The organism is Nocardia sp. NPDC041819, from assembly GCF_055590505.1.
The window spans coordinates 965,376-991,605 of sequence record NZ_JBVJAP010000002.1 but is presented as its reverse complement, the minus strand read 5'-3'; the positions used below and the strand labels follow the sequence as shown (position 1 = coordinate 991,605).

Annotated in this window: 33 protein-coding genes; 16 read left to right on the top strand and 17 right to left on the bottom strand. The window is 68.7% G+C overall.

Features of this window, described 5'->3' with window-relative positions:
• Positions 1-38: 38 nt before the first annotated feature.
• Together ACZ6DL_RS11400 and mscL are read left to right on the top strand one after the other, a co-directional pair.
• On the top strand, positions 39-773 hold the full coding sequence (locus ACZ6DL_RS11400; protein WP_393232879.1) for an SDR family NAD(P)-dependent oxidoreductase: 735 nt from the start codon (positions 39-41) through the stop codon (positions 771-773).
• A 139-nt stretch (positions 774-912) separates the two neighbouring features.
• Entirely contained in the window at positions 913-1,386 is a 474-nt protein-coding gene (mscL, locus tag ACZ6DL_RS11395) for a large conductance mechanosensitive channel protein MscL (RefSeq protein WP_396988076.1), read from the top strand.
• A 6-nt stretch (positions 1,387-1,392) separates the two neighbouring features.
• On the opposite strand, the gene ACZ6DL_RS11390 is transcribed toward mscL, so the two are convergent.
• Together ACZ6DL_RS11390 and ACZ6DL_RS11385 are read right to left on the bottom strand one after the other, a co-directional pair.
• Positions 1,393-2,616, bottom strand: coding sequence for a L,D-transpeptidase (locus ACZ6DL_RS11390; protein WP_466050510.1), 1,224 nt, complete (start codon positions 2,614-2,616; stop codon positions 1,393-1,395).
• Positions 2,617-2,699: 83 nt separating this feature from the next.
• Positions 2,700-3,794, bottom strand: coding sequence for a UDP-N-acetylmuramate dehydrogenase (locus ACZ6DL_RS11385; protein ID WP_466050396.1), 1,095 nt, complete (start codon positions 3,792-3,794; stop codon positions 2,700-2,702).
• A gap of 200 nt (positions 3,795-3,994) precedes the next feature.
• Between ACZ6DL_RS11385 and ACZ6DL_RS11380 the strand changes: the two genes are divergently transcribed.
• The 3 genes from ACZ6DL_RS11380 to ACZ6DL_RS11370 all read left to right on the top strand — a co-directional run bounded on the left by ACZ6DL_RS11380 (position 3,995) and on the right by ACZ6DL_RS11370 (position 5,899).
• A complete protein-coding gene (locus tag ACZ6DL_RS11380) occupies positions 3,995-4,480 on the top strand; it encodes a DUF2505 domain-containing protein (protein ID WP_466050395.1) in 486 nt (161 codons plus the stop codon).
• Positions 4,481-4,601: 121 nt separating this feature from the next.
• Entirely contained in the window at positions 4,602-5,123 is a 522-nt protein-coding gene (locus tag ACZ6DL_RS11375; protein WP_062968166.1) for a DUF2505 domain-containing protein, read from the top strand.
• Positions 5,093-5,899 carry a class I SAM-dependent methyltransferase gene (locus ACZ6DL_RS11370; RefSeq protein ID WP_466050394.1) on the top strand — a complete coding sequence of 269 codons (807 nt, stop codon included), beginning with the start codon at positions 5,093-5,095 and terminating at the stop codon, positions 5,897-5,899. Before ACZ6DL_RS11375 ends, ACZ6DL_RS11370 begins: the two co-directional genes overlap by 31 nt.
• An 11-nt stretch (positions 5,900-5,910) precedes the next feature.
• On the opposite strand, the gene ACZ6DL_RS11365 is transcribed toward ACZ6DL_RS11370, so the two are convergent.
• Positions 5,911-6,519 (bottom strand): hypothetical protein, encoded by a 609-nt coding sequence (locus ACZ6DL_RS11365; protein ID WP_062968373.1) that lies wholly within the window; start codon positions 6,517-6,519, stop codon positions 5,911-5,913.
• Positions 6,520-6,618: 99 nt separating this feature from the next.
• Here ACZ6DL_RS11365 and ACZ6DL_RS11360 point away from each other — a divergent pair, with 99 nt between their 5' ends.
• Entirely contained in the window at positions 6,619-7,341 is a 723-nt protein-coding gene (locus ACZ6DL_RS11360) for an LmeA family phospholipid-binding protein (protein ID WP_466050393.1), read from the top strand.
• An 83-nt stretch (positions 7,342-7,424) separates the two neighbouring features.
• Here the strand turns inward: ACZ6DL_RS11360 and deoC are convergent, their stop codons facing one another.
• Complete coding sequence (gene deoC, locus ACZ6DL_RS11355; RefSeq protein WP_466050392.1) at positions 7,425-8,093, bottom strand: deoxyribose-phosphate aldolase; 669 nt, start codon at positions 8,091-8,093, stop codon at positions 7,425-7,427.
• Positions 8,094-8,248: 155 nt separating this feature from the next.
• On the opposite strand from deoC, the gene ACZ6DL_RS11350 reads away from it, so the two are divergent.
• Positions 8,249-8,800 (top strand): GNAT family N-acetyltransferase, encoded by a 552-nt coding sequence (locus ACZ6DL_RS11350; RefSeq protein WP_466050391.1) that lies wholly within the window; start codon positions 8,249-8,251, stop codon positions 8,798-8,800.
• Between the two features lie 67 nt (positions 8,801-8,867).
• Here the strand turns inward: ACZ6DL_RS11350 and ACZ6DL_RS11345 are convergent, their stop codons facing one another.
• Positions 8,868-9,284, bottom strand: a complete 417-nt coding sequence (locus ACZ6DL_RS11345; RefSeq protein ID WP_466050390.1) for a PIN domain-containing protein — start codon at positions 9,282-9,284, stop codon at positions 8,868-8,870.
• Positions 9,281-9,532: a FitA-like ribbon-helix-helix domain-containing protein gene (locus ACZ6DL_RS11340; protein ID WP_466050389.1), complete on the bottom strand. Its 252-nt coding sequence runs from the start codon at positions 9,530-9,532 to the stop codon at positions 9,281-9,283. The genes ACZ6DL_RS11345 and ACZ6DL_RS11340 overlap by 4 nt, the downstream gene beginning before the upstream one ends.
• A gap of 155 nt (positions 9,533-9,687) precedes the next feature.
• Between ACZ6DL_RS11340 and purU the strand changes: the two genes are divergently transcribed.
• Positions 9,688-10,578, top strand: coding sequence for a formyltetrahydrofolate deformylase (purU, locus tag ACZ6DL_RS11335; RefSeq protein ID WP_466050388.1), 891 nt, complete (start codon positions 9,688-9,690; stop codon positions 10,576-10,578).
• A 24-nt stretch (positions 10,579-10,602) separates the two neighbouring features.
• Here purU and ACZ6DL_RS11330 read toward each other — a convergent pair whose 3' ends face one another.
• The 5 genes from ACZ6DL_RS11330 to ACZ6DL_RS11310 all read right to left on the bottom strand — a co-directional run bounded on the left by ACZ6DL_RS11330 (position 10,603) and on the right by ACZ6DL_RS11310 (position 14,739).
• Complete coding sequence (locus ACZ6DL_RS11330) at positions 10,603-11,646, bottom strand: alpha/beta fold hydrolase (protein WP_466050387.1); 1,044 nt, start codon at positions 11,644-11,646, stop codon at positions 10,603-10,605.
• 92 nt (positions 11,647-11,738) lie between these two features.
• A complete protein-coding gene (locus ACZ6DL_RS11325) occupies positions 11,739-12,029 on the bottom strand; it encodes a DUF2516 family protein (RefSeq protein ID WP_040870424.1) in 291 nt (96 codons plus the stop codon).
• Positions 12,030-12,110: 81 nt separating this feature from the next.
• Positions 12,111-12,797, bottom strand: a complete 687-nt coding sequence (locus ACZ6DL_RS11320; protein WP_466050386.1) for a heparin-binding hemagglutinin — start codon at positions 12,795-12,797, stop codon at positions 12,111-12,113.
• A complete protein-coding gene (locus ACZ6DL_RS11315) occupies positions 12,794-13,300 on the bottom strand; it encodes a helix-turn-helix domain-containing protein (RefSeq protein WP_357034552.1) in 507 nt (168 codons plus the stop codon). Before ACZ6DL_RS11315 ends, ACZ6DL_RS11320 begins: the two co-directional genes overlap by 4 nt.
• A gap of 104 nt (positions 13,301-13,404) precedes the next feature.
• Positions 13,405-14,739 (bottom strand): DUF445 domain-containing protein, encoded by a 1,335-nt coding sequence (locus ACZ6DL_RS11310; protein ID WP_466050385.1) that lies wholly within the window; start codon positions 14,737-14,739, stop codon positions 13,405-13,407.
• Positions 14,740-14,956: 217 nt separating this feature from the next.
• Here ACZ6DL_RS11310 and ACZ6DL_RS11305 point away from each other — a divergent pair, with 217 nt between their 5' ends.
• From ACZ6DL_RS11305 to ACZ6DL_RS11290, 4 genes are all read left to right on the top strand, one after another.
• Positions 14,957-15,640, top strand: coding sequence for a TetR/AcrR family transcriptional regulator (locus ACZ6DL_RS11305; protein ID WP_466050384.1), 684 nt, complete (start codon positions 14,957-14,959; stop codon positions 15,638-15,640).
• Between the two features lie 221 nt (positions 15,641-15,861).
• Positions 15,862-17,274: an ABC1 kinase family protein gene (locus ACZ6DL_RS11300; RefSeq protein ID WP_466050383.1), complete on the top strand. Its 1,413-nt coding sequence runs from the start codon at positions 15,862-15,864 to the stop codon at positions 17,272-17,274.
• A 37-nt stretch (positions 17,275-17,311) separates the two neighbouring features.
• Entirely contained in the window at positions 17,312-18,562 is a 1,251-nt protein-coding gene (locus ACZ6DL_RS11295) for a saccharopine dehydrogenase family protein (protein ID WP_466050382.1), read from the top strand.
• A 34-nt stretch (positions 18,563-18,596) separates the two neighbouring features.
• Positions 18,597-19,253 (top strand): class I SAM-dependent methyltransferase, encoded by a 657-nt coding sequence (locus ACZ6DL_RS11290; protein WP_466050381.1) that lies wholly within the window; start codon positions 18,597-18,599, stop codon positions 19,251-19,253.
• Here the strand turns inward: ACZ6DL_RS11290 and ACZ6DL_RS11285 are convergent.
• From ACZ6DL_RS11285 to ACZ6DL_RS11265, 5 genes are all read right to left on the bottom strand, one after another.
• On the bottom strand, positions 19,205-19,360 hold the full coding sequence (locus tag ACZ6DL_RS11285; RefSeq protein ID WP_466050380.1) for a hypothetical protein: 156 nt from the start codon (positions 19,358-19,360) through the stop codon (positions 19,205-19,207). The genes ACZ6DL_RS11290 and ACZ6DL_RS11285 overlap by 49 nt on opposite strands.
• A gap of 219 nt (positions 19,361-19,579) precedes the next feature.
• Complete coding sequence (locus ACZ6DL_RS11280) at positions 19,580-20,362, bottom strand: helix-turn-helix domain-containing protein (protein WP_466050379.1); 783 nt, start codon at positions 20,360-20,362, stop codon at positions 19,580-19,582.
• Positions 20,363-20,391: 29 nt separating this feature from the next.
• Complete coding sequence (gene sigM, locus ACZ6DL_RS11275; RefSeq protein WP_466050378.1) at positions 20,392-20,988, bottom strand: RNA polymerase sigma factor SigM; 597 nt, start codon at positions 20,986-20,988, stop codon at positions 20,392-20,394.
• 430 nt (positions 20,989-21,418) lie between these two features.
• On the bottom strand, positions 21,419-21,610 hold the full coding sequence (locus ACZ6DL_RS11270) for a hypothetical protein (RefSeq protein ID WP_062968136.1): 192 nt from the start codon (positions 21,608-21,610) through the stop codon (positions 21,419-21,421).
• 61 nt (positions 21,611-21,671) lie between these two features.
• Entirely contained in the window at positions 21,672-22,418 is a 747-nt protein-coding gene (locus ACZ6DL_RS11265) for a GntR family transcriptional regulator (protein WP_466050377.1), read from the bottom strand.
• Between the two features lie 183 nt (positions 22,419-22,601).
• Between ACZ6DL_RS11265 and ACZ6DL_RS11260 the strand changes: the two genes are divergently transcribed.
• Genes ACZ6DL_RS11260 through ACZ6DL_RS11245 form a run of 4 tightly spaced genes read left to right on the top strand, consistent with a single transcriptional unit; the run spans position 22,602 to position 25,300 of the window.
• Positions 22,602-22,994 carry a hypothetical protein gene (locus ACZ6DL_RS11260; protein ID WP_393232828.1) on the top strand — a complete coding sequence of 131 codons (393 nt, stop codon included), beginning with the start codon at positions 22,602-22,604 and terminating at the stop codon, positions 22,992-22,994.
• 41 nt (positions 22,995-23,035) lie between these two features.
• The gene (locus ACZ6DL_RS11255) at positions 23,036-23,698 is read left to right on the top strand and encodes a hypothetical protein (protein WP_466050376.1); all 663 of its coding nucleotides are present in this window, start codon (positions 23,036-23,038) and stop codon (positions 23,696-23,698) included.
• Positions 23,695-24,420, top strand: coding sequence for an ESX secretion-associated protein EspG (locus ACZ6DL_RS11250; RefSeq protein WP_357034572.1), 726 nt, complete (start codon positions 23,695-23,697; stop codon positions 24,418-24,420). Before ACZ6DL_RS11255 ends, ACZ6DL_RS11250 begins: the two co-directional genes overlap by 4 nt.
• A gap of 34 nt (positions 24,421-24,454) precedes the next feature.
• Positions 24,455-25,300, top strand: coding sequence for a polyphosphate kinase 2 family protein (locus ACZ6DL_RS11245; RefSeq protein WP_466050375.1), 846 nt, complete (start codon positions 24,455-24,457; stop codon positions 25,298-25,300).
• A 20-nt stretch (positions 25,301-25,320) separates the two neighbouring features.
• Here ACZ6DL_RS11245 and ACZ6DL_RS11240 read toward each other — a convergent pair whose 3' ends face one another.
• On the bottom strand, positions 25,321-26,184 hold the full coding sequence (locus ACZ6DL_RS11240; RefSeq protein WP_466050374.1) for an LLM class flavin-dependent oxidoreductase: 864 nt from the start codon (positions 26,182-26,184) through the stop codon (positions 25,321-25,323).
• Between the last annotated feature and the right edge of the window lie 46 nt (positions 26,185-26,230).

The following is a 26,230-nucleotide window of genomic DNA, read 5'->3' as shown; positions in this document are numbered from 1 at the left end:
ACGATCGGGCAAACCTCGCGCACCTAGGATCTAACGGCATGAGCACTCGCAGCGCCGTCGTCACCGGAGCCAGCTCGGGCATCGGCGAGGCCACCGCCCGGGAGCTGGCGAAGCAGGGCTATCACGTCTACGTCGGTGCGCGCCGGGTCGATCGGCTGCACCGCCTCGCCGAGGAGATCGGCGGCACCGCACTGGAACTCGACGTCACCTCCGACGAGTCCGTGCGCGCGTTCGGCGAAGCGGTCGAACGCGTCGACGTGCTGGTCAACAACGCGGGCGGCGCCAAGGGCCTGGCGCCGGTGGCCGAGGCCGACCTGGACGACTGGCGCTGGATGTGGGAGACCAACGTGCTCGGCACGCTGCGTGTCACCAAAACCCTGCTTCCGAAACTGATCGCCTCCGGCGACGGATTGATCGTCACCGTCACCTCGGTGGCCGCGTTCACCGCCTACGACAACGGTTCCGGTTACACCTCCGCCAAACACGCGCAGGCCGTACTGCACCGCACCCTGCGCGGTGAGCTGCTCGGGCAGCCGGTACGCCTGACGGAGATCGCTCCCGGCGCGGTGGAAACCGAGTTCTCGCTGGTGCGATTCGATGGCGACGCCGAGCGGGCGGCAAAGGTGTACGAGGGCATCGACCCGCTGGTCGCCCAGGACATCGCGGAGGTCATCGGATTCGTCGCGTCGCGGCCAGCGCACGTCAACCTGGACCAGATCATCATCAAGCCGCGTGACCAGGCCGACGCGGGGCGGTTCGCCCGCCGCACCTGAACATTTCATAGCCGAATCGCATCACTCGCTCGGCGACCTGAGCCAGCTCGCGGATCGCTCGGTCTTCGCTGTGCGTCTCGAGCCGTTAGCATCCGAGGAGTCGTCAGCTCGAGGACATCGGATGGGAGTGGTTCGGCTCATGCTCAAGGGCTTCAAAGAGTTCCTGATGCGCGGGAACGTCATCGATCTCGCGGTCGCCGTCGTGATGGGCACCGCGTTCACCTCCGTGGTGACCTCGGTGACGAAAGGCGTCGTCAACCCGCTGCTCGCGGTGTTCGGCAGCACCAACGCGCTCGGCCTCGGCGTTCAGCTGATCCCCTCCAAGCCCGCCACCTTCATCGCCATCGGCCCGATCATCACGGCCGCCATCGATTTCGTCATGGTCGCCGCGGTGCTGTACTTCGTGCTGATCCTGCCCATGAAGACGATCAAGAACCGCTTCGGCACCCCCAAGGCCGCCGAACCGACCCAGATCGAGCTGCTGACCGAGATCCGCGACCTGCTCGCCGAGCGGCACGAAGCGGTCCGCGCGCAACAATCCGCCGACCGCAGAATCGAAGCGGAACACTCCGACGACAGCGAGTTCGAGGCGCAGAACGTGAAGGCGCGCTAGAACCGGTCAGCGCGCTCCCGCGGGCTGCGGGGGCAGGGGCGTGGCGGAGACCACGGGCGACGGCGCGCCTTGCAACGCCGACATGGTCTTCCAGGTGCTCCAGTCGATGGTCCAGTCGTAGAGGTCGCCGTCGGCCGCCGAGAGCGGGATCGAGGTTCCGGTCACCTCCACCGGATCGCCGTACAAAGCCGTGGGGAAATAGGCCTGGGCGTCAGCGGGCGACAGGTTGATGCACCCGTTGGTGACATTCGCCGAGCCTTGCGCCGACAGCGATTCCGGGTTGGCGTGGATGAATTCGCCGTTGTTGGAGATGCGTACCGCCCAGCGTTCGCGAACGTTGGTGTAGTACGGCGGGTTCGACATCATGAAGTCTTCGTATTTCTCGGTGACCACGTGAACGCCGGAGCGGGTCACGTTGCGCGGTTCGTTGCCCTCGCCGTAACTGGCCGCGAGATCGAACACGGTCCGCCCGTCACGCACCACCTGGATGCGGTGGCTGGGAGCGCTCGCCTTGACGATCTGGCTGCGGCCGACGCGGAAATCCGTGGTCAGATCGGAATCGCCGTAGTTGCCCGCGCCGAGGTCCAGTCCGTAGAGCCGGGCCGAGACGTGCACGCTCGTCCCGGGGGTCCAGTAGTTCTTCGGACGCCAGTGCAGGCGTGAGCCGCCGTCGTCCGGGAACCAGGCCCACGCGCCCTCGGTGGGCGGGTCGGTGGTGATCGTGAGCGCCTTCTCCACCGCGGCCTTGTTCACGACCGAGGACTTGAACTGCAAGATGATCGGCGCCGCGATGCCGACCTCCTGGTTGTCACCGATGTTCAGGGTCGCGGGGACGGTGTTCTTGGGCGCGAGGGTGCGGAACGAGCCATCGATCGGGATCGGCTTGCCATCGGTGCCGACGGCGGTGCCCGACCAGGTGTATGTGGCGTCGTAGCCGAGCGGCTCGGTGATGGTGTAGCCGCGCCGGTCCGGAGCGAGCTCACCGCGGACCTGCTTGCCCGCGGCGTTGGTCAGCGCGACCTGATCGATGGTGCCGTCGCTGATCGTCACCGAGACCGGGGCGGTCGGGTTGACGTCGGCGTCGTCGGCGGCGGGGGTCAAGTTCACTGTGGCGATCGGGCCGGTGTCGCGACTCGACGGGCCGGAGTCACGGTCTATCGTGCAACCGGCCACCAGGGCGACGACCACCAGCAGGACGGCCGACGCCACGGCAACCGATCGGCGGATCATCGGACGGTGGTTCACTTCGTCGAATCTACGCGCGGCGCGCGGCCGGTCTCATTTCCGCGGCGTGTGGTGTCGGCCTCAGCGCGTCAGAGCGTGACACCCACGGTGACCGGCTCCGGCTCCAGCCGGATCCCGAAGCGCTCGGCGACGCCGTCGCGGACCGTCCGGGCCAGCGCCACCAGATCGGCGGCACCGGCGGCGCCGCGATTGGTCAGCGCCAGTGTGTGTTTCGTCGACAGCCGAGCGGGAGCTCCGGCGCCGGGGAAGCCCTTGGCGAAACCCGCACGCTCGATCAGCCAGCCCGCCGAGAACTTGACCCCGTCCGGCGCCGGATAGGTCGGCACCGCGACATCGCCCAGGTGCGCGGCGATCGCGGCGCGCACTTGCGCCACCCGCTCCGGCGCGACGACCGGGTTGGTGAAAAACGAGCCCGCACTCCAGGTGTCGTGGTCGGTGGGATCGAGCACCATGCCTTTGCCCGCGCGCAACCGCAGCACCGCGTCCCGGACCTGTGCCGCGGGCCGGGACTCCCCGTCCCCGGCGCCCAGCACCGAGGCCAGTTCGCCGTAACGCAGCGGCACGCTGGAACCGTCCGGGCGCAGCGCGAACTCGACCGCGAGCACGACGGCGTCGGCACGGTGCTTGAGCACGCTGGTGCGATAACCGAAGCCGAGTTCGCCGGGCTCCACCCAGCGGATCTCCCCGCTCGCGCGGTCCAGCAGGCGCACCCGGCGCAGCAGGCCCGCCACTTCCGCGCCGTAGGCGCCCACGTTCTGCACGGGCGTCGCGCCCGCCGAACCGGGAATGCCGGACAGGCACTCCAGTCCCCCGAGACCGGCGTCGACCGTCGCACGCACCACGGCGTCCCAGTTCGCGCCCGCCTCGGCGATCACACCGCCGTCGCCGATCTCGACGCCGGTGGTGGCGACCCGGACCACCACACCGTCGAAGCCGTCGTCGCTGACGAGCAGATTGGAGCCACCCGCGAGCAGCAGGACCGGGACACCCGCCGTGTCGAGCGCGCGCACCGTCGCGACCAGGGCCTCGGTCGTCGCGCATTCGGCGACCAGGGCGGGGCCGCCGACCCGCAGTGTGGTCAGCTCCGCCAGCCGCACGTCGGCGCGCAGCCGCGCACCGGTACCGGCGAGGAGCTCCGACGGCACAACTCGTGAAGTTCGCACGGTGCTAAACGGTAGCGTGCGTGCTGACGGCTACACGCTGGTGTATTCCTCTCGCGGCGGATCGGATGGCACCACTCGGACAGCACGAGTGCCCCCCGATAGCAGGCGCGCCGATGGCCGCGGGGGCGTCGTTCGGCCCGCGAGCGGATCGGACAACACCATTCGTGTGGCTCCGGCGCTGCACGGTAGCGTGTGCACCCATGGCTACACCGCTGGCGTACACGGCCCGCTACTCTCATCCGCCCGCCGCGGTGCGTGCGGCGTTCGCGAACGATCAGTACTGGAAGGATCGCATCGCGGCGGTCGGCGGCCCCAATGCCCGGCTGGATTCGGTTACCGTCAGCGGTGATCAGGTGCGCGTCGAGATGGTGCAGGCCATCGCCGCCGAACAGCTGCCCGCCGCGGTCACCGCGGTGCGTCCCGGTGATCTGATCATCCCGCGCGTCGAAGATTGGACCGGCGATCGGGCCGGCTTCGAAGCCCGCGTCGAGGGCGCGCCCGCCGAGGTGCGCGGCACCGTCACGCTGGCCGCCGACGGCTTCGGCGCCGTCGCCACCGTCGAGGGCACCATCGAGGTGAAGATCCCGCTGTTCGGCAGCAAGATCGAGAAGGCGATCGCGGAGCACCTCACCGAGCTGCTGAAGAACGAGGCGGAATTCACCGGCCGCTGGCTCGCGGAGCACTGATCCACGCGGGAAATGCGGACTTTGTTCGACGTCACACCGTGCGGTCCCCGCGTTCGTGGCAGGTCCGCACTCCACCCGCCCGCCGAGGTCGGCGGCGCCGCACCCAGTAACGTGTGAGCCCATGGCACGCCGATTGGACTACTCCGCCCGCTATCCGCTGCACACCACAAAAGAGCTGTACGCGGCGCTGTCGAACCGCGATTACTGGGACGCGCGGATGCAGGAGATGAGGAAGTACTCGCCCGGCAACGAGGTGGTCCGGCTGGAGGCGGGCGACGGCGGGATCGACGTCGAACTGCACCACATCCTGCCCCGCGAGATGCTGCCCGAGATCGCCCAGACGGTCATCCGCAAGGACATGGTGATCACCCGCAAGGAGACCTACAGCCCGTTCGCCCCGGACGAGGTCACCGGCAAGTACTCGGCGGCCATTCCGGCGGGTCCCGGCAGCCTCGGCGGCACCATCCGCCTTTTCCCCACCGACACCGGTTGCACCATGCGCTTCTCCTCGGAGGCGAAGGTGTTCATCCCGATGGTCGGGCCGCGCCTGGAGCAGCTGATGCTGGTGAACCTGGTCGACCTGTTCCGCGGCGAGGCCGAGTTCACGGTCAAGTGGCTGGAAGAACAGCACCCCACTCGCTGACCAGACCGGTCGGCAACATCACCCGTGGCACCACCGCCGTCAACCGCCTCCGCCGCAGCGACCGCCGGCTGATCAACGACGACCTCGTCGCCGACCGGCTGGTCCGCGCACCCGATCCGCTGGTGGTCGACCTCGGGTACGGCGCGAGCCCGTGGACCACCTTCGAGCTGGCGGAGCGCCTGCGCACGATCCGCGCCGACGTGCGCGTGGTGGGGCTCGAGATCGACCCGCAGCGCGTGGTGCCCGGCCGCGACGGCGTCACCTTCGCACGCGGCGGCTTCGAATTGGCGGGGCTGCGGCCGGTCCTCGTTCGCGCCTTCAATGTGCTGCGGCAGTATCCGGAATCGGCGGTCCCGGACGCGTGGTCGACCGTCCTGGCGGGGCTGGCGCCGGACGGCCTGCTGGTCGACGGCACCTGCGACGAATTGGGCAGGCGCTGCGCGTGGATCCTGCTGGACCGGGACGGGCCGCGCTCGCTCACGCTGGCCTGGGATCCGTTCACCGTCGAGCGGCCCTCCGAGCTCGCCGAACGCCTGCCCAAAGCGCTGATCCACCGCAATGTCCCCGGGGAACCCATCCACGCGCTGCTCGCGGCAGCCGATCGTGCGTGGGCCCACGCCGCGCCGATGGCGCCTTTCGGTCCTCGTGTCCGCTGGCGTGCGGCTGCTCAGGCCTTGCGCGCGGAGGGCTTCCCGATCCGCCCCTGCCGCCGCCGCCTGCGCGACAATGTGCTCTCGGTGCCGTGGTCGGCCGTCGCGCCGCTCGATCCGAGCTAGCCAGAGTTTCGTCACGCTACGGCTAGCGCCTGGTACACCCGTCTGGCTGCGCGGGGCGAGAGGCGCGCTCCCGCGTCGGTGATCTCCCGGCCCGCGCAGCGGTCGATGGCGACCGCGTCGGCGACCACCTCGTTCAACGCCGCCTGCCCGATATCGCCCTCGGCCAGGTCCAGCACTGTGCGCACCGGCGTCGTCACCAGGAACGGGCCTGCCGATTCCACATCGGCGCCGGCCAGCGACCGGCGCACGACCGCCAGCCGCGGCGTCACCGGTGGACGTCCCGCGCGCACGGACAGGTGCAGGAACCGCGGGCCGAGACTGCCGAGCCCGTGCAGCTCCGCCGCACTCTGATGGGAGACCACCGCGGCGCCGTCGAACCAGGCAGCCCACATCGCGTATTCGTCGAGCGGACCTTCCGGCCACCCGGCCAACCGCAGCATGCCGATTCCTGCCCTGGTCACCGAACCGTCGCCGAGGCCTGCCCGCACTCGCGCCCCGCACCCCGTGCGCAGTACCTGCCGAGTCGTGAAGAAACCGGCGTGCCGACCGGCCCAGCGGCGCAGAACACGCCATCCTTGTTCCGCGGATCCGATCGCGCGGCTTGCCACATCGCCAGCCATGGGCATCAGGCTACGCTCGGATTTTGTGCTGCATGTCACATTCGAACCCCTCACTGCCTCCTCAGAGACGGCACAGAAAGGTCGGGAAGAATTTTGGCCATGAGTACGAACACAACCTCCACCAAGACGATCAACCGGCGAGCCCTGCTGATCGCCCTGACCGTGGTAGCTGTTCTGCTCGCCACGATCCTGGTCGGCGGCGAGGCCTACGCCAGGCACACGGTGTCGAAGTGCATCAGTTCGCAGTTCGAGAAGGAGATGGGATCGAAGATCGACGTCGGCTTCGGCCCCAAGCCGATGCTGATCACCTGGATCGACGGCAAGGTGCCCTCGGTGCGGGTGAACAGCGACGACACCAAGTTCGGTCCCGCCGTCGGGATGGTGGTGCACGCCGTCTTCCGGGACGTCGACCTCACCGACCACGGTGGCGGCGAGATCGGCGGTTCCTCGGCCGATGTCACGTGGAGCAACGAGGGGATCAAGGAGACCCTCGGCAGCATGGTCAGTGACGTGAGCTCCTCGGCGAGTACCGGCCTGCTCACCCTGTCGGTGCTCGGCGGCCTCGCCCAGCTCCAGCTGAAGCCCCAGATCGTGAACGGGACGGTGCAGGTGGAGACGATGTCGGCGGAGCTGCTCGGCATGGGCCTGCCCGCCGACCTGGTGCAGGGCATCGTCGACCTGTTCACCCAGAGCTTACAGAGCTACCCGCTCGGCATGGCGGCGACCGAACTACAGGTCACCGACTCCGGCGTCGCGGTCCACCTGTCGGGTGGACGCACCCAGCTCGAGCCCGCGGGCGACAGCTCCGACATGCGCTGCTGAACACGCCCAGCCACAACGTCTTCGGGCGTTGCGGAGGCACTCGGGGGAAGACCGGATATCCGCGAACGCTTCTCGGCTGCCGATCAGGGCGCGAAGCCGTCGAGCACCTCGTGGGATCTCGACAGCCCGAGCCGGGTCGCGCCCGCCGCGATCAGCTCCGCGGCCGCCTCGGCGGTCCGGATCCCGCCGCTGGCCTTGACGCCGAGCCGCCCGCCGACTGTTTCGGCCATCAACCGCACGGCGTGGACGCTCGCGCCGCCGGCGGGATGAAACCCCGTGGAGGTCTTCACGAAATCGGCTCCCGCGCGCTCGGCGACCCGGCACACCTGCACGATCGCTTCGTCCGGCAGGGCGGCGGATTCGATGATCACTTTCAACAGGGTCCGATCGCCCACCGCTTCGCGCACCGTGACGATGTCGGCGAGCACCGCCGTGTAATCCCCTGCGCGCGCCGCGCCGACATCGATGACCATGTCGACCTCGGCCGCGCCCTGGTCCACCGCGAGCCGCGCCTCGGCGCCCTTCACCAGCGAATGATGCTTCCCCGAAGGGAATCCGGCGACCGTCGCGACCACCAGTCCGGGCGCGCGCACCGGCAACATGGACGGCGACACACAGATCGCGAGCACGCCCAATGCCCGCGCGTCCTCGATCAACCCGTCGACCTCGGCGGGCGTCGCCTCTGGGGCGAGCAGCGTGTGATCGATCATGGCGGCCACTTCGGCCCTGGTCAGCGACGCGGAACTTGCCATGGGGTGAGAGTCTGGCACACCGGAGGCGAATTCCGTTGCGCGCCTGGCGGCACTTCCCGCACACTCGTAGCTGATGGCGCATCGGAGAACGTTTCGCCACGGTCGACTGACTAACGTGTGCGGATGGACCCTACTTCGTTCGGGAGGAGACGACCGTGCTGATCCGTCGCGAACGCGCCGACGACGCCGCTGCGATCGCGGCGGTGCACCGCAGCGCATTCGCACCGCGCTATGCCGGTGCCGGCGATACAGATGGCGCCGGTGTTCCCGGTAGCGCCGATCCGCCCGAGGTGAACCTGATCACGCGGTTGCGCAGCGACGAGGGCTGGATCCCGACGCTCTCCCTGGTGGCGATCGAGCACGACAGCGTGGTCGGTCACCTGTGCCTGACCAGAGCCGCCGTCGGCCCGTTCCCGGTGCTGGCGCTCGGCCCGATCGGTGTGCTCGCCGATCATCAAGGCTCCGGGGTCGGTTCGTCCCTCATGCACGCGGCGCTCGGCGCCGCCGACGCCCTCGACGAACCCCTGATCGGCCTTCTCGGCAGCCTGGAGTTCTACCCGCGCTTCGGCTTCGTCCCCGCCGCCCGTCTCGGCATCACCCCGGACGACCCGGCCTGGATCAGCCACTTCCAGGTCCGCTCCCTGTCGGCCTACGACTCCCGGATCGCCGGCGAATTCCACTACGCGGAGCCGTTTTACAACCTCTGAGCACGACACGAATAGTCGATGCCGACCAGGTGTAGTTCAGCCCGCCGAGCCGAGCGCAAAGCACGCACTAAGCCCACGGATCGATAACGGGTACTCCGGCAGCTCGGAAGGGCGCGGTATCGCGAGTGGCCACGGCCATGTTTGCGGCGCCCGCCGTCGCGGCGATGTAGCCGTCGGCGGTGCCGATCGCGGCCCCGGCGGCACGGGCGGTGGCCATGAGTTCGGCGTACGCGGTGGACGCGGCCAGGTCGAAAGCGAGAACCCGCCCCGCGAACAGCGGCAATACCCGAGTCTCCAGCCTGTCGCGCAGAACTTCTCGTCGCTTGCCCTCTGGCATCGCGGCAATGCCGAACCGCAGTTCGGCCACGGTGATCGCCGACAGGTACAGGGTGCGCGAAGGCTGCGCATCGATCCAGGCGACTACACGGGGGTCCGGCGCCTTGCGAAGTGGTTCGGAAAGGACGTTGGTGTCCAGAACGATCACTCGAACTCCAAGGGGATGACCGGTCGGCGGTCACGCGCGGTGAGCGCGTCGAACTCGTCGTCGGTGAGTTCGATCTCGCGACCGATCTCCGCCAGCAATGTACCGAGTTCGACTTGCGCCGCAGGGGTGACGGCTTCGATGAGGATCGCGCGAACCTCGGCCTCGGTGCTGCGCCCGTGCTGCGCCGCGCGGACACGCAGCGCCTCGCGTACTTCGTCGGGTAGGTCCCGAACCGTCAGTCTGGCCATATCCACTCACCCAATTCGTGTGCCAGCAATAGCGCCATTGCCTTCATTGCCTTCAAGCATAGGTCGACGGTCCTGCCGTGGAAACCTTGGCCGCCTCTCGATGGCGGGGCGAAGGCGCGGCGCGTCCCGCCTGGCGCACCTGGGAGGATGAACGCATGAGTGCCGCTCCACCCGTCCTGGACGACCGCCGCTACGTGCTGACGCTCGGCTGCCCGGATCGTCCGGGCATCATCGCCGGGATCACGTCGTTCATCGCCGAGTTCGGCGGCTCGATCGTCGAGGCGGGGTACCACTCCGACGTGGAGACGGGCTGGTTCTTCACTCGCCAGGCGATCAAGGCGGCGACGGTGCCGTTCGGGATCGAGGAACTGCGCGACCGGTTCGCCGGGGTGGCGGCCGACCTGGGTCCGCAGACCGAATGGCAATTGCTGGACTCCCGCGCCCGCCGCCGCGCGGTGCTGCTGGTCAGCAAGGACGGCCACTGCCTGCACGATCTGCTCGGGCGCGCCGCCAGCGGTGAACTGCCCGCCACCATCGAGGCGGTGATCGGCAACCACCCGGATCTCGCGGCGATGACCGAGGCGCACGGGGTGAAGTTCCATCACGTGCCGTTCCCGAAGGACCCGGCCGAGCGCGGTCGGGCGTTCGAGGAGGTCCGCGCTCTGGTGGACGCGCACAACCCGCACGCGGTGGTGCTGGCGCGGTTCATGCAGGTGCTGCCCGCCGAGCTGTGCGAGCACTGGGCGGGCAAGGCCATCAACATCCATCACAGCTTCTTGCCGTCGTTCGTCGGCGCTCGCCCCTACCACCAGGCGTTCGCCCGCGGCGTGAAGCTGATCGGCGCCACCTGTCACTACGTGACCGCGGAACTGGACGCGGGCCCGATCATCGAGCAAGACGTCATCCGCATCGATCATGCGGACGAAGTGCGCGACATGGTCCGCCAGGGCCGCGACATCGAGCGGGTGGTCCTGGCGCGCGGACTGCGCTGGCATCTGGAGGGACGCGTGCTGGTGCACGGCCGCCGGACGGTCGTCTTCTCCTGACGGGGCGAACGCCACCCCGGCGCGTCAGCCCGCGAGGTCGGCGCGGGCGCGCTTGCCCACCTCGGCGAGCAGGCGCCCGAGTTCCTCGTTGAACCGCTCGTAAGCCTCGACATTGCCGAGATGGCCGGTCGGGAGCATCTGGTAGCGCACGAGGCTCCCGGTCTCCCGTAGCAGCTCGACGATCCGCTCGGAGTGGACCGGTGGCGTCATGTCGTCGAATTGTCCGGAGAGCACCGTGGTGGGGACCACGAGATTGCGCACCGACTCCCCCACATCCATCGTGGCGAGCAGGAAACCGAACCTGGAACGCACCCGGGCCGGGCAGGACCGCACGATGGCCATGCTGAAGTCCAGCAGCTCGCCTTTGGCCGCGGTGCTGAGGATCTGGCGCGCGAACAGCCAGCGCACCGGCGCGATGGGCGGGAAGACCATCGGGGCGCCGAGCCCCAGCCTGCCGAACAGGAACGGCAGCGGCACCTTCAATTGCAGCATCCGCCACGGCCGGTTCAGCAGCGGCACCACCGTGGTCTCCAGGATCAGCCGATCGGCCGCGGTATTGGTCAGCAGCACCGCCTGCGCCTGGCGCGCGACCCGCTCGGGGTAGCGTCCCGCCCACCCCTGCAGCGTCATGCCGCCGAGACTGTGCCCGACGAGCACGGCACGCTGTCCGGGCGCGAGCGCCGCGTCGAGCACCGCGGCCAGGTCGTCGGCCAGCAGGTCCATGGTCAACTCGCTCGACCCGTATTCACTCTCGCCGTGGCCACGCTGGTCGTAGGCGATCACTCGGTACTCGCCCGCGAACGCGTTGATCTGCGGATTCCAGTATTCGAGGCAGCAGGTCCACCCGTGCACGAGCACGATGACCGGCTTGTCCGACGAACCGTAGGCGTGGACGCGCAGCCGGGCTCCGTCCCCGGCGCGGACCGGGATCACCTCATGGGGCACGGTCGGCGGGTTGAACGCCGCGACCCGGTAGGTGCGGGAACGCAAGTCGGCGCTGTGCGCGTCGCGCAAGCTCCGGAGCAGCCCCGGGAAGCTCGTCAACGCGGTCGGCAGCATGGCACGCATCGGACACTCCTTTGTGTTACTGCTAGATACAGTAACCCCGATTCGCACCGCTTGCTAGCGCAAGCACCCTTACCGGTCGGCGATCTCCGCCCTCACCAGCGTGGACCCCGCTGCACTTCGTCGACCTTGGGCCGGACGTCGGCCAAGTAGACGCCGGTCGCGATGATCGCCGCGAAGGAAAGCAGGCCCAGACCCGCGGGCGAGAGGAGGAGCACGAGCACAGCCGCCCCGAGAATCGCCAGCCAGATGGGCTTGGTCAGCTTGTCCACCGCGGTGAACGCGTCGGGACGCTGACGAACGGCGTGGATCAGCGCGAAAATCGTCGCACCGAGCGCCGCCAGCCACAACACCAGCAGGATCATCCCGGTCAATCCGTGCACCATATTCACCCCACCCATCATAGAAGCAACGCCCCCGCGCACCAGGGGTGCGCGGGGGCGTCGGACAGCTTCGGCGGCGGGCGGTCAGGCCTTCTTGGGAGCGGCCTTCTTCGCCGGAGCCTTCTTGGCCGCGGCGGCGGGGGTGGCCGCCTTCTTGGCCGGAGCCTTCTTCGGCGCACCGTTCGTCACCGGAGCCGGGGTGGCCTCGGTGGTCACCTCGACGACCTCGGCCTCGACGACCGGCGCGGGCTCGGCCACCGGCGCGGCCTCGGCGTCCTCGACCTTGGCCGGGCGGCCGAGCAGCCCGTTGACGCGCCCGAACACGTCCTCGGCCCGGCTCACCGCGTCGCCGTAGATGGTCTCGACCTTGCCGATCCGCTCCTCGACCAAGTGGTTGGCGCGCAGCCGCTCGATGGCCTCCTCACCGCGGACGGCGAGGTCGGCGTAGAGGTCCAGCGCCTGCCGGTAGTACTTCTCGGCCAGCGTGCGCAGCTCCTCGGCGGTGAACTTCTCGCGCAGCTCGGCGAGGTCCTCCGGCAGCTCCGACGGCAGCCCGGACAGCCGCTCGCGCAGCGACTCGAACTGCGCCTGGACGTCGGCGGGGACGGTGGCGAAGCGCTCGCGCGCCTCCTCGACCCGGGCCTGCACGTCGGTGGTGACCGCGCGTTCACGCACCTGCGCGACCACGTCGTTGACGGCGGCGTAGAGGGCGTCGCCCGCACCGACGGTGGCGAGCAAGGGCTTGGTGACGGTGGCGTTCTTCTCGGTCATGATGTTTCGTTCTCCTGGCGTGGCGGAGTGTCGGTTGTCGTGCGCGGAACGTCGCTGTCCCATACGTCCCCCCCTGCCTCGTTTCCTCCGTTTTCCCGGCGAAACGATTCATAGATGTCCAGCAGCACCTGCTTCTGCCGCTCACTGATAGACGTGTCGGCGAGCAGGGCATCCCGGACCGGACTGTGCGGCCGCTGCTCGAGATAGCCGGCCCGTACGTACAAGACCTCCGAGGAGACCCGCAGCGCTTTCGCGATCTGCGTGAGCACCTCGGCGGACGGATTGCGCAGTCCGCGCTCGATCTGGCTGAGGTACGGATTGCTCACCCCCGCCAGCTGGGCGAGCTGACGCAGCGAGACTTGCGCGGCTTCTCGCTGCGCCCTGATGAAGCCTCCGATGTCGTGCGCCGCATTGACGACGCGCCCTCCTCGTTCGCCGACGCCGGACGAGTGCTCGTCCGATCTGTCGGTGTACTCGGCGGAAACCTCGGGCTGGTCTGCCATCACTCACCTTCTGGCGGTTGTACGAGTTCGATTCTAGGACAGGGTGCTAGCTATTGCAAGCAGTCTGCTAGCAGTGTTCGGGCAAACAGTCCGCGCGCCGCGGCTCAACCGCCGAACATCAAATGGGAAATCGTGTAGATCGCCAGTCCGGCAAGCGAACCGACGACGGTTCCGTTGATGCGGATGAATTGCAGATCCCGGCCGACCTGCAATTCGATCTTCTTGCTCGCCTCTTCGGCATCCCACCTGGCAACCGTGTCGGTGACCAGGGTGCTGATCTCACCGGCATAGTTTTCCACCAAGTAGCGCGCGCCGCGGTCGATCCAGCCGTCCACGTTGGCGCGCATGTCCGCGTCGTCGCGCAATCGCTCGCCGAGCTGCTGCACGTTCTCGGCGACCTTGCGCCGCAGCGTGCTGCGCGGATCGTCGGCGGACTCCAGGATCAGCCGCTTCGCCGCGCGCCAGGTGGCCGAGGCGAGTCCGGTGATTTCCTCTCTGCCCATGATCTGCGTTTTGATGCGCTCCGCCTTCTTGATCATGGCGTCGTCGTTCTGCAGGTCCTCGGCGAATTCCTCCAGGAAACGATTCGCGGCGAGGCGGACTTCGTGCTCCGGATCGGAGCGGATCTTCCAGGTGAACTCGACCAGTTCCCGGTAGATCCGTTCGGAAAGCAGGATGTTGACGAATTTCGGCGCCCATTGCGGCGCGTCCCGCAGCACGATCCGATCGATCGTCTCCTGCGAGCCGAGCGCCCATTGGTGCGCGCGCTCGGCGAGCAGATCCAGCAGCGCCAGCTGCCGGTTGTCGGCGAGCAGTTCCGCGAGCACCCGCCCGATCGGCGGACCCCACAGCGGCTCGGCGATCCGCTTGACGATGGTGTTGTCGATGACCTGCTCCACGTCCTCGTCGCGCAGCACGCCGACGACGGCCCGCAGGATCGTCGAACTCTCCTGCGCCACGCGAGCGGCATGACCGGGATCGGCCATCCAGCGCCCGACGCGCCAGGAGACCTGTGCCGAGTTCACCTTCGCCGACACCACCTCCGGCGCCAGGAAGTTCGTGCCGACGAAGCTACCGAGGCTGGCGCCGAGCTGGTCTTTCTTGCGCCGGATGATCGCCGTGTGCGGAATCGGCAGGCCGAGTGGATGACGGAACAGGGCGGTCACCGCGAACCAGTCCGCCAGCGCGCCGACCATGCCCGCCTCCGACGCGGCCCGCAGGTAGCCGACCCAGTCGCCACCCGCCCCCCGCGATTCGGTCCAGCGGCAGAACAGATAGATCGCGGTGGCCAGGGCGAGCAGGCCGGTGGCGAACGCCTTCATCCGCCAGAGGTCACGACGCTTGGCCGCCTCGTCGAGTACGGCGGCTAAGCCGAAGGGCGCGGCGGCAGGCCCGGCGGGGGCATCCGCCACCGCGGTGTTGCCGGGAGCTTTCTCCATGCCTCCCATTCTGCTGTGCGCGGCGAAGTGGGCGAGCGGGCGAGCGCGATGTGGCCACGCCGGACGCGCCCGAAGCTGTGGTTCCTACCGCATCCGGGCTCAAAAGCGCATATCACGGGTAGCGGGGACCTAAGCTGGAGCCACCGAGCCCAAACGAACAAGGGAGCCCACGCTGTCCACCGAAGACCTTGTCGATATCGGCGAGCGACCGTCGGCGGTGCGCGGCGGCCGGATGGACGGCCGCAAGCGCCGGTGGCGGCAACACAAGATCGACCGCCGCGAGGAACTCGTCGACGGAACCCTCGCCGCGGTGCGCGCCCGCGGCAGCAACGCGGGCATGGACGAGATCGCCGCGGAGATCGGCGTCTCCAAGACCGTGCTCTACCGCTACTTCTCCGACAAGAACGACCTGGTCCACGCGACCATGCAGCGGTTCATCGAGACCACGTTGATGCCGCGGGTGTACGGCGCGATCAGCCTGGACGCCGACGAATACCAGCTGGTGCGCTCGGCGCTCGCCGAATACGTCGGGACGGTGGACGAGGACCCGGAGGTCTACCGGTTCATCATGGGCAACGGCTCGGCCGACCAGTCCTCGCTCGCCGAGTTCGAGAAGCTGTTCGCCGAGGTGGTGTGCGCCGTCATCACCGAGCGCGCCCGGGAGCGGGGCGTGGCGACCGAGGGCGCCGCGCTGGCGTCGTACGTGCTGGTCGGCGGCATTCAGCTGGCGACGCACTGGTGGACCACCAACAAGTCGCTGTCCCGCGAGGACGTGATCGACTACCTCACCATGCTGGCCTGGAGCGCCATCGAGGGCATGGCCCGCGCGGGCGGCTCGCCCGCGACCTTCAACGCGCAGCAGCACGTGCTGCCCGCCCCCGAGGCGCCCGCGCAGGACTGACTCGGGCCGTCGGCCCAGGTGCTAGCTGGACCGCTTGCTGAAGTTCACCGGCACTGTCGACTTTGCCGGAACCTTGGCTAGTCTGAACCCGAGCGGTGCGCCGAGTGCGCTGCGTCACCGCCGGCGCCGTACTCGACGGCGGTCCGCGCGGGACACGACGGCCCGCACGCTGCCGCCTGCGCGTCCGTCGCTCCGACCGCGGCACCAACGGAGGTACCTCGATGGCGAAGCAAGTACCGACCTCTCGGCTTGCTCGTGGCACCAAGCTGGGTGCGGTGGCAGCCAGTTCGGTGCTTCGCACCCAGCGCACGCGGTTGACCATGCGGGGCAGATCCGAGGCCGTCCGGGCGAAGATGGCCGAGGAATCCATGATCCGCACCACCGAGCAGGTGGTCATGGTGCTCGGCACCATGAAGGGCGTCGCGATGAAGCTCGGCCAGATGATGTCGGTGCTCGATCTGGACCTGGTTCCCGAGGACCACCGGGAGCGGTTCCAGAAACGCCTGGCCGTACTGCGCAACGCGGCCCCGACGGTGTCCTTCGCGGCCATGCGCCAAGTGATCGAGGACGATTTCGGCAAGCCGCTGGACGCCGTCTTCGCCGAGTTCGACGCCGAGCCCGTCGCCGCCGCCTCGATCGGCCAGGTGTACCGGGCGCGACTACACGACGGCCGCCAGGTCGCGGTGAAGGTGCAGTACCCGGGCATCGACGCCGCGGTGCGCGCGGACCTGAAGAATCTGGCCATGTTCCGGCGCGTACTACAGTCCGCGATGCCGTGGGTGACGCCCGCGGTACTGGACGAGCTGCGGCTGAACATGGAGGCCGAACTCGACTACCGGGCCGAGGCGGCCACCCAGTTGCAGATCGCCGAGCTCTACGCCGAGCACCCGTTCGTCATCGTGCCGCGCTCGCTGCCGGAGTTCTCCACCACGCGGGTCCTGGTCACCGAGTACGTCCAGGGCAAGGGTTTCGACGAGATCCGGCAGCTGCCCCAGGCGGAGCGCGACCGGATCGGCGAGATCATCTACCGGTTCTACATGGGGTCGCTGTTCACCTTCAACGAGTTCTGCGGCGACCCGCATCCGGGCAACGTCCTGCTGGCCGCCGACGGCCGGGTCGGGTTCCTGGATTTCGGGCTGTTCAACCGGATGGATCCCGAGCACGTGCAGTTCGAGCTGGTCTGTCTGCGCGCCGCCGCCGAAGACCGCGCGGAAGATCTGCGCGAGTTGATGATCCGGCGCGGCGTCATCGATTCACCGGAGGAGATCGGCGCCGAGGAGTGCCTGGAATACGTGCTCGCCGCCTCGGAATGGTGTCTGCTCGACGAGGAATTGACCATCACCCCGGAGCTGGCCAGCGGCGCCTTCCTACTCGCGGTGGACCCGAGGGCCAGCGAGTTCACCGGCATGAAGCAGCAGAACCTGCCGCCGGAACATCTCTTCTCCCGCCGCGCCGACTTCCTGACCTTCGGCATGCTCGGCCAGCTCGGCTGTACCGCGAACTGGCATCGCATCGCCCGGGAATGGCTCTACGACGAACCACCGGCCACCGAACTCGGCCGCGCCCATCACGCCTGGCTCGACGGCCGCCCGCAGGCAGCGCCGCAACGGCCGCGCAAGAAGACCACGAAGTAGTCGCCGAACGGCGACACGACCGCAGAACGGAAGACCCATGGCAGACACTCGGGAATACGACCTGGTCCTATTCGGCGCGACCGGTTTCGTGGGCAAGCTCACCGCCGAGTACCTCACCGGGGCCGCCCCGGAATCCGCGCGGATCGCGCTGGCGGGACGGTCGCTGGACAAGCTGACCGCCGTGCGCGACGACCTCGGCCCGAAGGCCGCGAGCTGGGGCTTGGTGGTGGCCGACTCGAAAGACCAGGCCGCACTGGACGAGCTGGCGGCGCGCACCAAGGTCGTGGTCACGACGGTCGGCCCCTACCTGCGCTACGGGTTGCCGCTGGTGGCGGCGTGCGCCAAGGCAGGCACCCATTACGCCGACCTCACCGGTGAGCCGCTGTTCATCCGCGAAGCCATCGACGCCTACCACGAACAGGCCGTCGCCACGGGCGCGAAAATCGTCAATTCGTGCGGCTACGACTCGATTCCGTCCGATCTGAGCGTCTACCAGCTCTACCGCCGCACGGTCGAGGACAACGCCGGCGAGCTCGTCGACACCACGCTGGTGGCTTCGCTCAAGGGCGGCGTCAGCGGCGGCACCATCGATTCCGGCCGGGCCATGATGGAGGCGGTCGCCGCCGATCCGGCCAAGGGCAAGGTTCTCTCGCACCCGTACTCGCTGAGCCCGGACAAGTCGATGGATCCCGACGTCGGCCGCCAGTCCGATCAGGCGCTGTCCCGGGCGAGTGCCGTCGACCCGAGCCTGGACGGGTGGGTGAGCACGTTCGTCATGGCCGCGCACAACACCAAGGTCGTGCGGCGCACCAACGGCCTGCTCGGCTGGGTCTACGGCAAGAACTTCCGCTACCGCGAAGTGATGAGCGCGGGAAGGTCGCGGATGGCGCCGCTGGTCGCGGTGGGTATGGCGGGCGGCATCGTGGCGGGCCTGACCGCGGGCGCGCTGCTGTCGCGGGCCGCCGCGGGCCGCAAGCTGCTGGACCGCGTGCTGCCCAAGCCGGGCACCGGGCCGGACGAGAAGGCGCGCAAGAGTGGCTGGTTCACCATGAAGACGTTCGCGCACACCACCTCGGGCGCGAAGTACGTGGCCACCTTCTCCGGCACCGGCGATCCCGGCTACCAGGCCACCGCGGTGCTGCTCGGCCAGAGCGGCCTGTGCCTGGCGTTCGACACCGACAACCAACCCGGGCTCGCGGGCATCCTCACACCCGCCGCCGCGATGGGCGACGCGCTCACCGAGCGGCTGCGCGCGGCGGGCATGACCATTACCGTGGACCGCGCCTGAGAGACGCACACCGGTGAACCTCGCACGAAAAACGATGAATGCCCCCGCGCTCGCGGCGGTGTACGAGCGAGCCTGGCGGCCGACGCTGTTCTATCTCGCCAGTGGGCGGACGACCGCGGCGGACCGGCGTGACGCGGTCGCCACCCTGCGGCTCGGCGGCGCGCAGAAGGTGCTCGACATCGCCTGCGGTCCGGGCAATTTCACCCGATACCTGAGCGAGGCGCTGTCGGGCGACGGCTACGCGATCGGCTTGGACTACTCCGAGCCGATGCTGGCGCGCGCCGTCGCCGACAACGCCGGACCGCGCGTCGGATATCTGCGCGGCGACGCGCGCACACTCCCGTTCGCGGACGGCGCCTTCGACGCCGTCTGCTGTTTCGGCGCGCTCTACCTCATTCCCGACCCGCTCGTCGCCGCCCGCGAGATGATTCGCGTCCTCGCCCCCGGTGGCCGCATCGCGATCACCACCAGCCATCGGGCCGCCAACCCCATCGGCGAGGTGAGCCGCGTGGTCGGCGGTTTGAGCGGTCTGCGGGTATTCGGCACGCGGACTTTCCCGACCCTCTTCGCCGAACAGGGCTTGGTGGAGATCGACCAGCGGGTCCATCGCCTGTTCCAGTACGTCAGCGCGACGAAACCCGCTCAGGCGGCGAAGAAGACGGCGACCGGCGCGGTGATCAATCGCGGGTGACAGCCCGCCCGCTGCGGCTGGTCGTCCTCGCCGGGGTCCTCGATCCAGACCGCGAGCACGGGGCAGCCTGCCTGAAAAACGCTCTCCACCAGTACCTTCCGCCACATGTCCGCGAACGATCGCAAACCGGCGACCGGCCCGGCGGACAGCCCTTTCCCGAGCTTGCGGGCGGCCGACGCCGCGGCGAAGCGCACGGCTTCGGCCGCCAGCTGCGCTTTGCCGCCCGGGAAGTAGTGGCGCCGCAGTGTGGGAGTAGTGGTCCAGCGCCGGAACGCGGCGAAAGTCGAGGTGCCGCGAAGCGGGATGTCTTCACCAGGACATGGAGCTCATCGGGCGCGCGGCTCGACGTCCTGATCGGTGTCCGTCGCGGATTGCAAGATCAGGATGTCCCACGGGCGTGGCGGGTACTTGGGCGTCCAGGCGACAACCGAGCGGTTCTCATATCTGCCGCGCCGGGGATTGCGCAGGATGATCGTCTGGTCGAAGATGTCGCTGTCGGTGGCCTTGAACGCACGCAGCTCCGCGAACTCCGGCGCCTGCTCGCACACGGCGACGATCTCGTCGAACCGCTCCTCGGGTATCCGTCCGGGCGCCACAGTCAAGAACGCGTCCACCATGACCGCTGCGCGCTGACGCCAATTACGGATCGCGATCTTGGCGCGGGGATCGGTCACCACGTAGGTCAGCAGATTGGAGCGGCCGATCGTCTCGGGCTGCGGTGGTTCGAGGCCGGGAAATACCTCGAGGAAGAGGGAATTGGCCGCGTATAGATCGAACCCGGGATCGTGGTAACAGGCCGGATCGCCTATCTGGTCCAGGCCGACCTGGTCACTCGGCGGCACAGTCTTCGGCAGGTTCCAGCGCAGCTGGTTGAGCAGTTGCTGCTGCGGCATCTGGGCCAAGAAGGCGGGCCGACGCCACGGATGCACGCGCAGTCCGTCCAGGACAGCGGAGATGATGGGCAGAGTCGGTATGTGATTGCGGCTTTCCAGCAACCACAGAGCCTGCGACGACACATTGCTGCGCTTCGCCGCGGTCTTCAGTGTCAAACCATGGTCTTTTCGCCACGTACGTAGCAAGCGGGCGAAGTTCGACTCGCCACTGCGCATAGCGCTCACTCCTGATGGTCTCGTCGCCATCAGCCCGCAGCCGCCAAGGCCGACCCACATTCCTCGCCCGGCGCGGTACCGGCAGCGTTGGGCGATCGGGCGCCGAGCGAAACAAGGTCTCGGCTCTCTTTCAACCGCCGCCGCGCGCGAGCGCAGCGGCTCTTGATCGTACCCTCGGGAACACCGAGCAGTGCGGCCGCCTCGGCCACGCTGTATCCCTCCATATCGACCGCGACCAGCGCCGTCCGTTGATCCGGCGGTAGCGAGAACAACGCGCGGTCGATCACCAAGGACGTCTCCAGCTCTGCGATCTCGTCGCGGGCGTTCGCCGGCTCGGGTATCGTCTCCACCGACAGCGACAACACCCGCCTGGCCGTGTTGCGCCGGATCCGGTCCAGGCAGGCGTTCACCACGATCGCATGCAACCAGCTGCGCACCTCTGCCTCGGCCCGGAACGAGGCGGCCGTGCGATGAGCCGATAGCAACGCATCCTGCAGCGAATCGGCCGCATCCTCTCGCGTGTAGGACGTACGCAACGCGATCTGCCACAGATGATCGTTGTGCCTGCGCAGCAACGCCGCGAACGCGTGCCGCCGGCCCCGCACGTGGGCCCGCAGCAACTCCACATCGGTGTACTCGTCGGGAACGAACGAGCGCTCATGGCACGTAACCGGCCGCGACGTCCCGCTGTGCGATCCTCTGTTCAGACTCGATGACAATGCCAACCCCTCTGACAGCGCATTTCACCGATCGATTCCGCCGCTGCCATGTCACATCCTCTGCCCTGCCCCGAGGCCACCCTGTGCGGCTCGGCAGTGCGTTGCCTGAGCCTAACTGCCTCCGGCGAGAAATCTCAGCGCCGAAAATCTCAAAGTTCTTTTATAGTGCGAAGATTGACATAGGCACTGGTGAGTGACAGTTATTCGGCAGCCATACCCGGTTCTCAGGTACCTCCGCCTGCTACGGCTGGTGTTTGCTGCGACGCGCACGGGCATGCCCGAAGGTTTGCCGGAGCGGAAGGTGCGCTCGGCTGAAGTGACATCCCGGCACCGGCTGTCACGGCACCGGCGGCCCGGAGCCGAGATCGACCATGCGGTGCAGGATCGCGGGAGCCAGGGCCAATTCGAATTCGGTTCCGCTGCTTTCGAAGACGAACGCGAGGTAGTCGTCGCGCGGTACCGGGGCCAGGCGGACCGAGCATTGCTCTCCCACGATCACCCAGCCGCCGACGGTCAACCGATCGGACATCGCCCCTCCCACCCTTCGACACTTCCGACAAGTGGACTATGCCAGTTGTGGCAGCGGGGTGTCAACGGCGGGAATCGGCCGTTGAGCTGGTGAAATACTCGTGCGGCATGATCCACCGGCCGGGCGGGTGGACGGTCTCGCGGTACTCGAGCGGGACGCCCTGAGCGTCCAGACCGAGGCGGCGCACGACCAGCACCGCCGCCGGGTGCCGAAGCGTGAGGTGGCGGCGTTCGTCGTCGGTGGCCAGCCGGGCGCCGACACTCTCGCGCACGACGGTGAGAGCGCGTCCGGTCGCGTCTTCCAGATACCGTGCGACTCCACCGGGCACCGCCTCGGATTCGAGCAACAGGGCTGCGGTCTCGGCGAAACCGCCCGGATACCAGCAGGTGGCCAGTCGGGCATATCCGGATATGTCCTCATGCAACGTCTTTCGCACGATCACCGAACTGGGATCGGGCAGCCCGAGCGGGTCGGTGACCTCCCGCGGCCCCTCCACCACTCCGGCTCGCAGCACGGACACCGACCGGCTCTTGGGCGAAGACGGTCCGTACCGGGGCGCACTCTCCCGCAGCAACACAGGCTGTTCGGCCACATAGGTGCCCGATCCGCGGCGGGACCGGACGATCCCCTGCTGGCGCAACGTATTCAGCGCCTTGGCGGCGGTGGGCCGGGCCACCTTCCAGCGTGCGGCGAGCTCCCGCTCCGAGGGCACCTCGGCGCCGGGCGCCAGCTCACCGCGTTCGATCAGCGCACGGAGATGACCCGAGATCTGCAGGTATTTCGGGACTACGTCGTCGTTTTCGGCCACCGGTCGCCTTCCCCTGCGGATACCGCCCCTCCGACCGCTGGTCAGTGTAACAACGGCGGATGCGAGTTCCGTTGGCTCGGCACAAGGCGCATACCGAGGCGGTCCGCCGGGCTGAACCGAGCGGTAAAGTGCGGATCCAGTACAGCGCGGTACGAACAGGACCGAGCGGAAGGGGGCTTCCACGTGGCGGTACCCGATACCGGACAGGGGACGGCGCGAGAGCTGTACGCGGCGGCCGTCGGCGCGGGCGGGGGCGAGAAGTTCGAGCTGGATACGGCGGTCGCGGAGAATCTGGCCGCCGCGTGCGACCAGCTGGTCGACGATCTACGTCGCGCGATGGCCGGTGAACACCTCGTCACCGAGGTGACCGGCTTTCCCGACCTGCCCACCGGACAGGGCCTGTCCCGCGGTTTCGCCGCGAAAGGCCGGCAGTACCTGGACACCCTGGCGGCGTTCCAGGAGACTGCGCTGCTGTTCAAGGCGGCGTATCTCGCCGCGGCCAACCGGCTGGCCGACGCGGAGGCGGCGAATCAGGCCGCGCTGCGGCTGATCGCCGAATACCTGGAGCCCAGTTGAGCACGCACCCGCGCGCCGGGACCGACTGAGGGGGACGACGGATGGCAGACTCCGCGGCACGCGCCGCCGCCGACGACATCCGGCAGGAGCTGGCCGGGTTCGCCGACGGGGCGACCGATCCGGCCTACGCGCCGGATCGGGAACTGTTCGGCGCCTATACCCATCAGCAGATCTGGGATCTGGTGCACGAAGCGCTCGACCCGGCGGCGCTCGGCCGGATCGCCGAGGCATGGCAGGCCAACGCGGCCGCGGTGGCCGACGCGTTCCAAGCCTTCTCCGATGCCACCAACCGGGAATTCGCGCGCTGGTCCGGCCGCGCAGCCGACGCCGCCGTAGGCGCGACCAGGCAGTTCGTCCGCGCGGGCGGGGACGCGCAGGACGTGTGCCGGGCGGTCGCTCGGCTGATGGAGTTGAATAGCGATGCCGCGCAAACGGTCCGGGGCGCGATCGCGCCGCCGCAGCGGTATCGGCCGCTGGCGGACCCGGCCGCCGAAGCGGTTTACGGTGGAAAACGTAGGATGGAACACGATAGTGCGGCGGCAGACATCGAGGCGGATGTCCGGGACACGATGACCTACGTCTATACCCCGACGATGCCGGCCACCGGCGACTGTGTTCCCCGATTCCCCCGGCCGCACGAAGGTTCGGCGGCCGACAACGCATCCGGCGATCCGAGTTCCGTCCGCGGAGGCGGCGCACGGTGAAATGGGTGCTGACCCCGGACGAATTCACGCATGTCTGGACGAACGAAACGAGCCTGGACCGTAGGCCCTACCCGGTCAACATGGTCCCCTCGGCCACGGCGCGGACCGAATCGGAGTACCACGCCTTGCGTTTGCCGCAGCGCTTCGCCCGGCAGGCCGAGCCCGATTTGGCCGCCGCGCTGGTGCTCTGCGCGCGCAACGACGCGACCACCATCACCGTCTCCGGCGAACGCTCGGCGCTCGCGCGCAATGGGAGCGAAAGCGAGACCGAACGGATTCTCGCGTTCGCCGCGGTGGTGCACAACCACGCGGGCATCCTGGTCGCCACCCCGGACCGAGTGACCGTACAGATGTGCCATGCCCGTGCCATAGGCGAACGCCTGGTGCAGATCATCGGTTCGGCGCGGCCGGGCAAGCTCGCCCCGATGCGCGAGCCGCAGGACGCCGTGCTCAGCCCCGACCGCACCGAGCCGTTCGTCACCAACGGCCATCGCGGCGCGGCGAAATTCCGTCAGACACTGCGCAAGCCGGTGGACGGACGCGGTTTCATCACCGTCACGGTGGAGCCCGAGAACCCGATGTCCCCGCCCACCCGCCATCGCACCTGGCTGGACTTCACCGGCGACGGTCGCTACCTGCTCACCACCGCGCACGATCTCACCCTCGCTCCCGTGTCGGACGAGGAGTTCGCCACCCAGCTGCTGCGGCTCGCGCAAGTGTGACCGGGGCGAACCACCGCGTGGTTAGGGTGGGGCTATGCCTGAACAGTGGACGGTGGGTCCGGCCGAGGCCATGAAGGCCGACGGCTTGCGAGTAGCCGAGCTGGACACCTCCGCGACGCCGGGGTTCACCGGCGGCAAGAAGGCGGGCGTCGCACTGCTCGCCGAACGCAGCCAGGTGCTGTCGGATCTCCAGGAGAAGCTGTACGCCAACGGCCGTTCCGGCGACCGGCGCAGCGTGCTGCTCGTCTTGCAGGGCATGGACACCGCGGGCAAGGGTGGCATCGTCCGGCACGTCATCGGTTCGGTCGACCCACAGGGCGTCGATCACGCCGCGTTCGGCGTGCCGACGCAAGAGCAGCAGCGCCATCACTATCTGTGGCGCATCCGCGAGGCGCTGCCGCGCGCGGGTCAGCTCGGCGTGTTCGATCGCTCGCACTACGAGGACGTGCTCGTGGTGCGGGTGCACAACCTGGTGCCGCCGACGGTGTGGGAGCCACGCTACGACGAGATCAACGCGTTCGAGCGGGAACTGGTGGACGAGGGCATCACGCTGGTGAAGGTGGCCATGTTCGTCTCGCTGGACGAACAGAAGAGGCGGCTGGCCGAGCGGCTGGAACGCGCGGACAAGTTCTGGAAGTTCAACCCGGCCGACATCGACGAGCGCGCGTACTGGCCCGCCTATCAGGAGGCCTACCAGGCGATGCTGGACCGCACGTCCACCGAGTACGCGCCCTGGCACGTGGTGCCCGCCGACCGCAAGTGGTTCTCCCGGCTCGCGGTCACCGAACTGCTGATCGCGGCCCTGGAACGGCTGGACCTGGACTGGCCCTTGCCGACGTTCGACGTCGAGCAGCAGAAGCGGCGCCTGGCGCAGGCGTAGGTCATTCGCGCACGTGGTGCTCAGGCGACCAGGGGCCGGACTTCCTCGGCGACGAACCGGAGGTAAGCGGCGGGATCCGGATCGTCGGCGGTGGTCTGGAGTACGACGGTGTCCGCGCCTGCTTCGGCCAGCATGGTCACGGCCGCGGCGATCGCCTGCGCGTCACCCGCCACTCCCGCCCCCGGCGCATGCTCGGGAGTGCGTTCGGCGGCCAAGCGAGCTTCGGCATCCGAGCCGGTGACCGCCAGCAGGTTCGCCACCACGTGGTGGCGGTCGGTACGGCCGGACGCGGCGCGCCCCTCCTCGATCAGCGTGCGTGCGGCGCGGACGCCGTCGGCGTCGGCGATCGAATCCAGCAGCGTGCCGTCGGCGTGCTCCCCGGACAGCCGGATCGAGCGCGGCCCGCGCGCACCCGCGTAGACCTTCGGCGGCGTCCCGGGCGGCCAGTCCAGTGCGACGGCGTCGAGACGCACGTAGCGACCCGAGACCGTGACCTGCTCACCGGACAGTAGCGCGCGCAACGCGGCCAAATGTTCACTCAGCAAGGTCACCGGCGATTCGACGCGCGCGCCGACCTGCGCCATCCAGCTCTGCACGCCGTGCCCGACACCGAGTATCAGCCGGTCGGGGAACAGCCGGTGCAGCGTCGCCGCTTCCATCGCGGTGAGCGCGACGTTGCGCAGTGGCACGGGCAGCAGCCCGATGCCGACTCGCACCCGTTCGGTCCAGGCGAGCACGGCTGCCGCGCTGGCGATTCCGCTCTCCAAGAAGCAGTCCTCCCACAACCACAGCTCTTCCAGACCCGTCGCCTCGGCCATGCGGGCCGCCTCGCGCAACAGTTCGGGCGGGTTTTGCGGGCGGAACACGGCACCTAGAACAGTCATCCCATCTTCCTACCGGTTGTGCTCGGCGGAGGCGGATCAATCGCGC

What these genes read in the sequence shown, in the direction of transcription:
- ACZ6DL_RS11365 (WP_062968373.1), bottom strand. Translation starts at nt 6,519, where the DNA reads ATGGCTGGCGATGTGGCAAGCCGCGCGATCGGATCCGCGGAACAAGGA.
- ACZ6DL_RS11295 (WP_466050382.1), top strand. Translation starts at nt 17,312, where the DNA reads ATGGCAGACACTCGGGAATACGACCTGGTCCTATTCGGCGCGACCGGT.
- ACZ6DL_RS11400 (WP_393232879.1), top strand. Translation starts at nt 39, where the DNA reads ATGAGCACTCGCAGCGCCGTCGTCACCGGAGCCAGCTCGGGCATCGGC.
- ACZ6DL_RS11330 (WP_466050387.1), bottom strand. Translation starts at nt 11,646, where the DNA reads ATGCGTGCCATGCTGCCGACCGCGTTGACGAGCTTCCCGGGGCTGCTC.
- ACZ6DL_RS11315 (WP_357034552.1), bottom strand. Translation starts at nt 13,300, where the DNA reads ATGGCAGACCAGCCCGAGGTTTCCGCCGAGTACACCGACAGATCGGAC.
- ACZ6DL_RS11270 (WP_062968136.1), bottom strand. Translation starts at nt 21,610, where the DNA reads ATGTCCGATCGGTTGACCGTCGGCGGCTGGGTGATCGTGGGAGAGCAA.
- ACZ6DL_RS11300 (WP_466050383.1), top strand. Translation starts at nt 15,862, where the DNA reads ATGGCGAAGCAAGTACCGACCTCTCGGCTTGCTCGTGGCACCAAGCTG.
- ACZ6DL_RS11240 (WP_466050374.1), bottom strand. Translation starts at nt 26,184, where the DNA reads ATGACTGTTCTAGGTGCCGTGTTCCGCCCGCAAAACCCGCCCGAACTG.
- ACZ6DL_RS11290 (WP_466050381.1), top strand. Translation starts at nt 18,597, where the DNA reads ATGAATGCCCCCGCGCTCGCGGCGGTGTACGAGCGAGCCTGGCGGCCG.
- mscL (WP_396988076.1), top strand. Translation starts at nt 913, where the DNA reads ATGCTCAAGGGCTTCAAAGAGTTCCTGATGCGCGGGAACGTCATCGAT.
- ACZ6DL_RS11285 (WP_466050380.1), bottom strand. Translation starts at nt 19,360, where the DNA reads ATGTGGCGGAAGGTACTGGTGGAGAGCGTTTTTCAGGCAGGCTGCCCC.
- ACZ6DL_RS11255 (WP_466050376.1), top strand. Translation starts at nt 23,036, where the DNA reads ATGGCAGACTCCGCGGCACGCGCCGCCGCCGACGACATCCGGCAGGAG.
- ACZ6DL_RS11325 (WP_040870424.1), bottom strand. Translation starts at nt 12,029, where the DNA reads ATGGTGCACGGATTGACCGGGATGATCCTGCTGGTGTTGTGGCTGGCG.
- ACZ6DL_RS11375 (WP_062968166.1), top strand. Translation starts at nt 4,602, where the DNA reads ATGGCACGCCGATTGGACTACTCCGCCCGCTATCCGCTGCACACCACA.
- ACZ6DL_RS11380 (WP_466050395.1), top strand. Translation starts at nt 3,995, where the DNA reads ATGGCTACACCGCTGGCGTACACGGCCCGCTACTCTCATCCGCCCGCC.
- ACZ6DL_RS11310 (WP_466050385.1), bottom strand. Translation starts at nt 14,739, where the DNA reads ATGGAGAAAGCTCCCGGCAACACCGCGGTGGCGGATGCCCCCGCCGGG.
- ACZ6DL_RS11245 (WP_466050375.1), top strand. Translation starts at nt 24,455, where the DNA reads ATGCCTGAACAGTGGACGGTGGGTCCGGCCGAGGCCATGAAGGCCGAC.
- ACZ6DL_RS11320 (WP_466050386.1), bottom strand. Translation starts at nt 12,797, where the DNA reads ATGACCGAGAAGAACGCCACCGTCACCAAGCCCTTGCTCGCCACCGTC.
- ACZ6DL_RS11360 (WP_466050393.1), top strand. Translation starts at nt 6,619, where the DNA reads ATGAGTACGAACACAACCTCCACCAAGACGATCAACCGGCGAGCCCTG.
- ACZ6DL_RS11390 (WP_466050510.1), bottom strand. Translation starts at nt 2,616, where the DNA reads ATGATCCGCCGATCGGTTGCCGTGGCGTCGGCCGTCCTGCTGGTGGTC.
- purU (WP_466050388.1), top strand. Translation starts at nt 9,688, where the DNA reads ATGAGTGCCGCTCCACCCGTCCTGGACGACCGCCGCTACGTGCTGACG.
- deoC (WP_466050392.1), bottom strand. Translation starts at nt 8,093, where the DNA reads ATGGCAAGTTCCGCGTCGCTGACCAGGGCCGAAGTGGCCGCCATGATC.
- ACZ6DL_RS11340 (WP_466050389.1), bottom strand. Translation starts at nt 9,532, where the DNA reads ATGGCCAGACTGACGGTTCGGGACCTACCCGACGAAGTACGCGAGGCG.
- ACZ6DL_RS11280 (WP_466050379.1), bottom strand. Translation starts at nt 20,362, where the DNA reads ATGCGCAGTGGCGAGTCGAACTTCGCCCGCTTGCTACGTACGTGGCGA.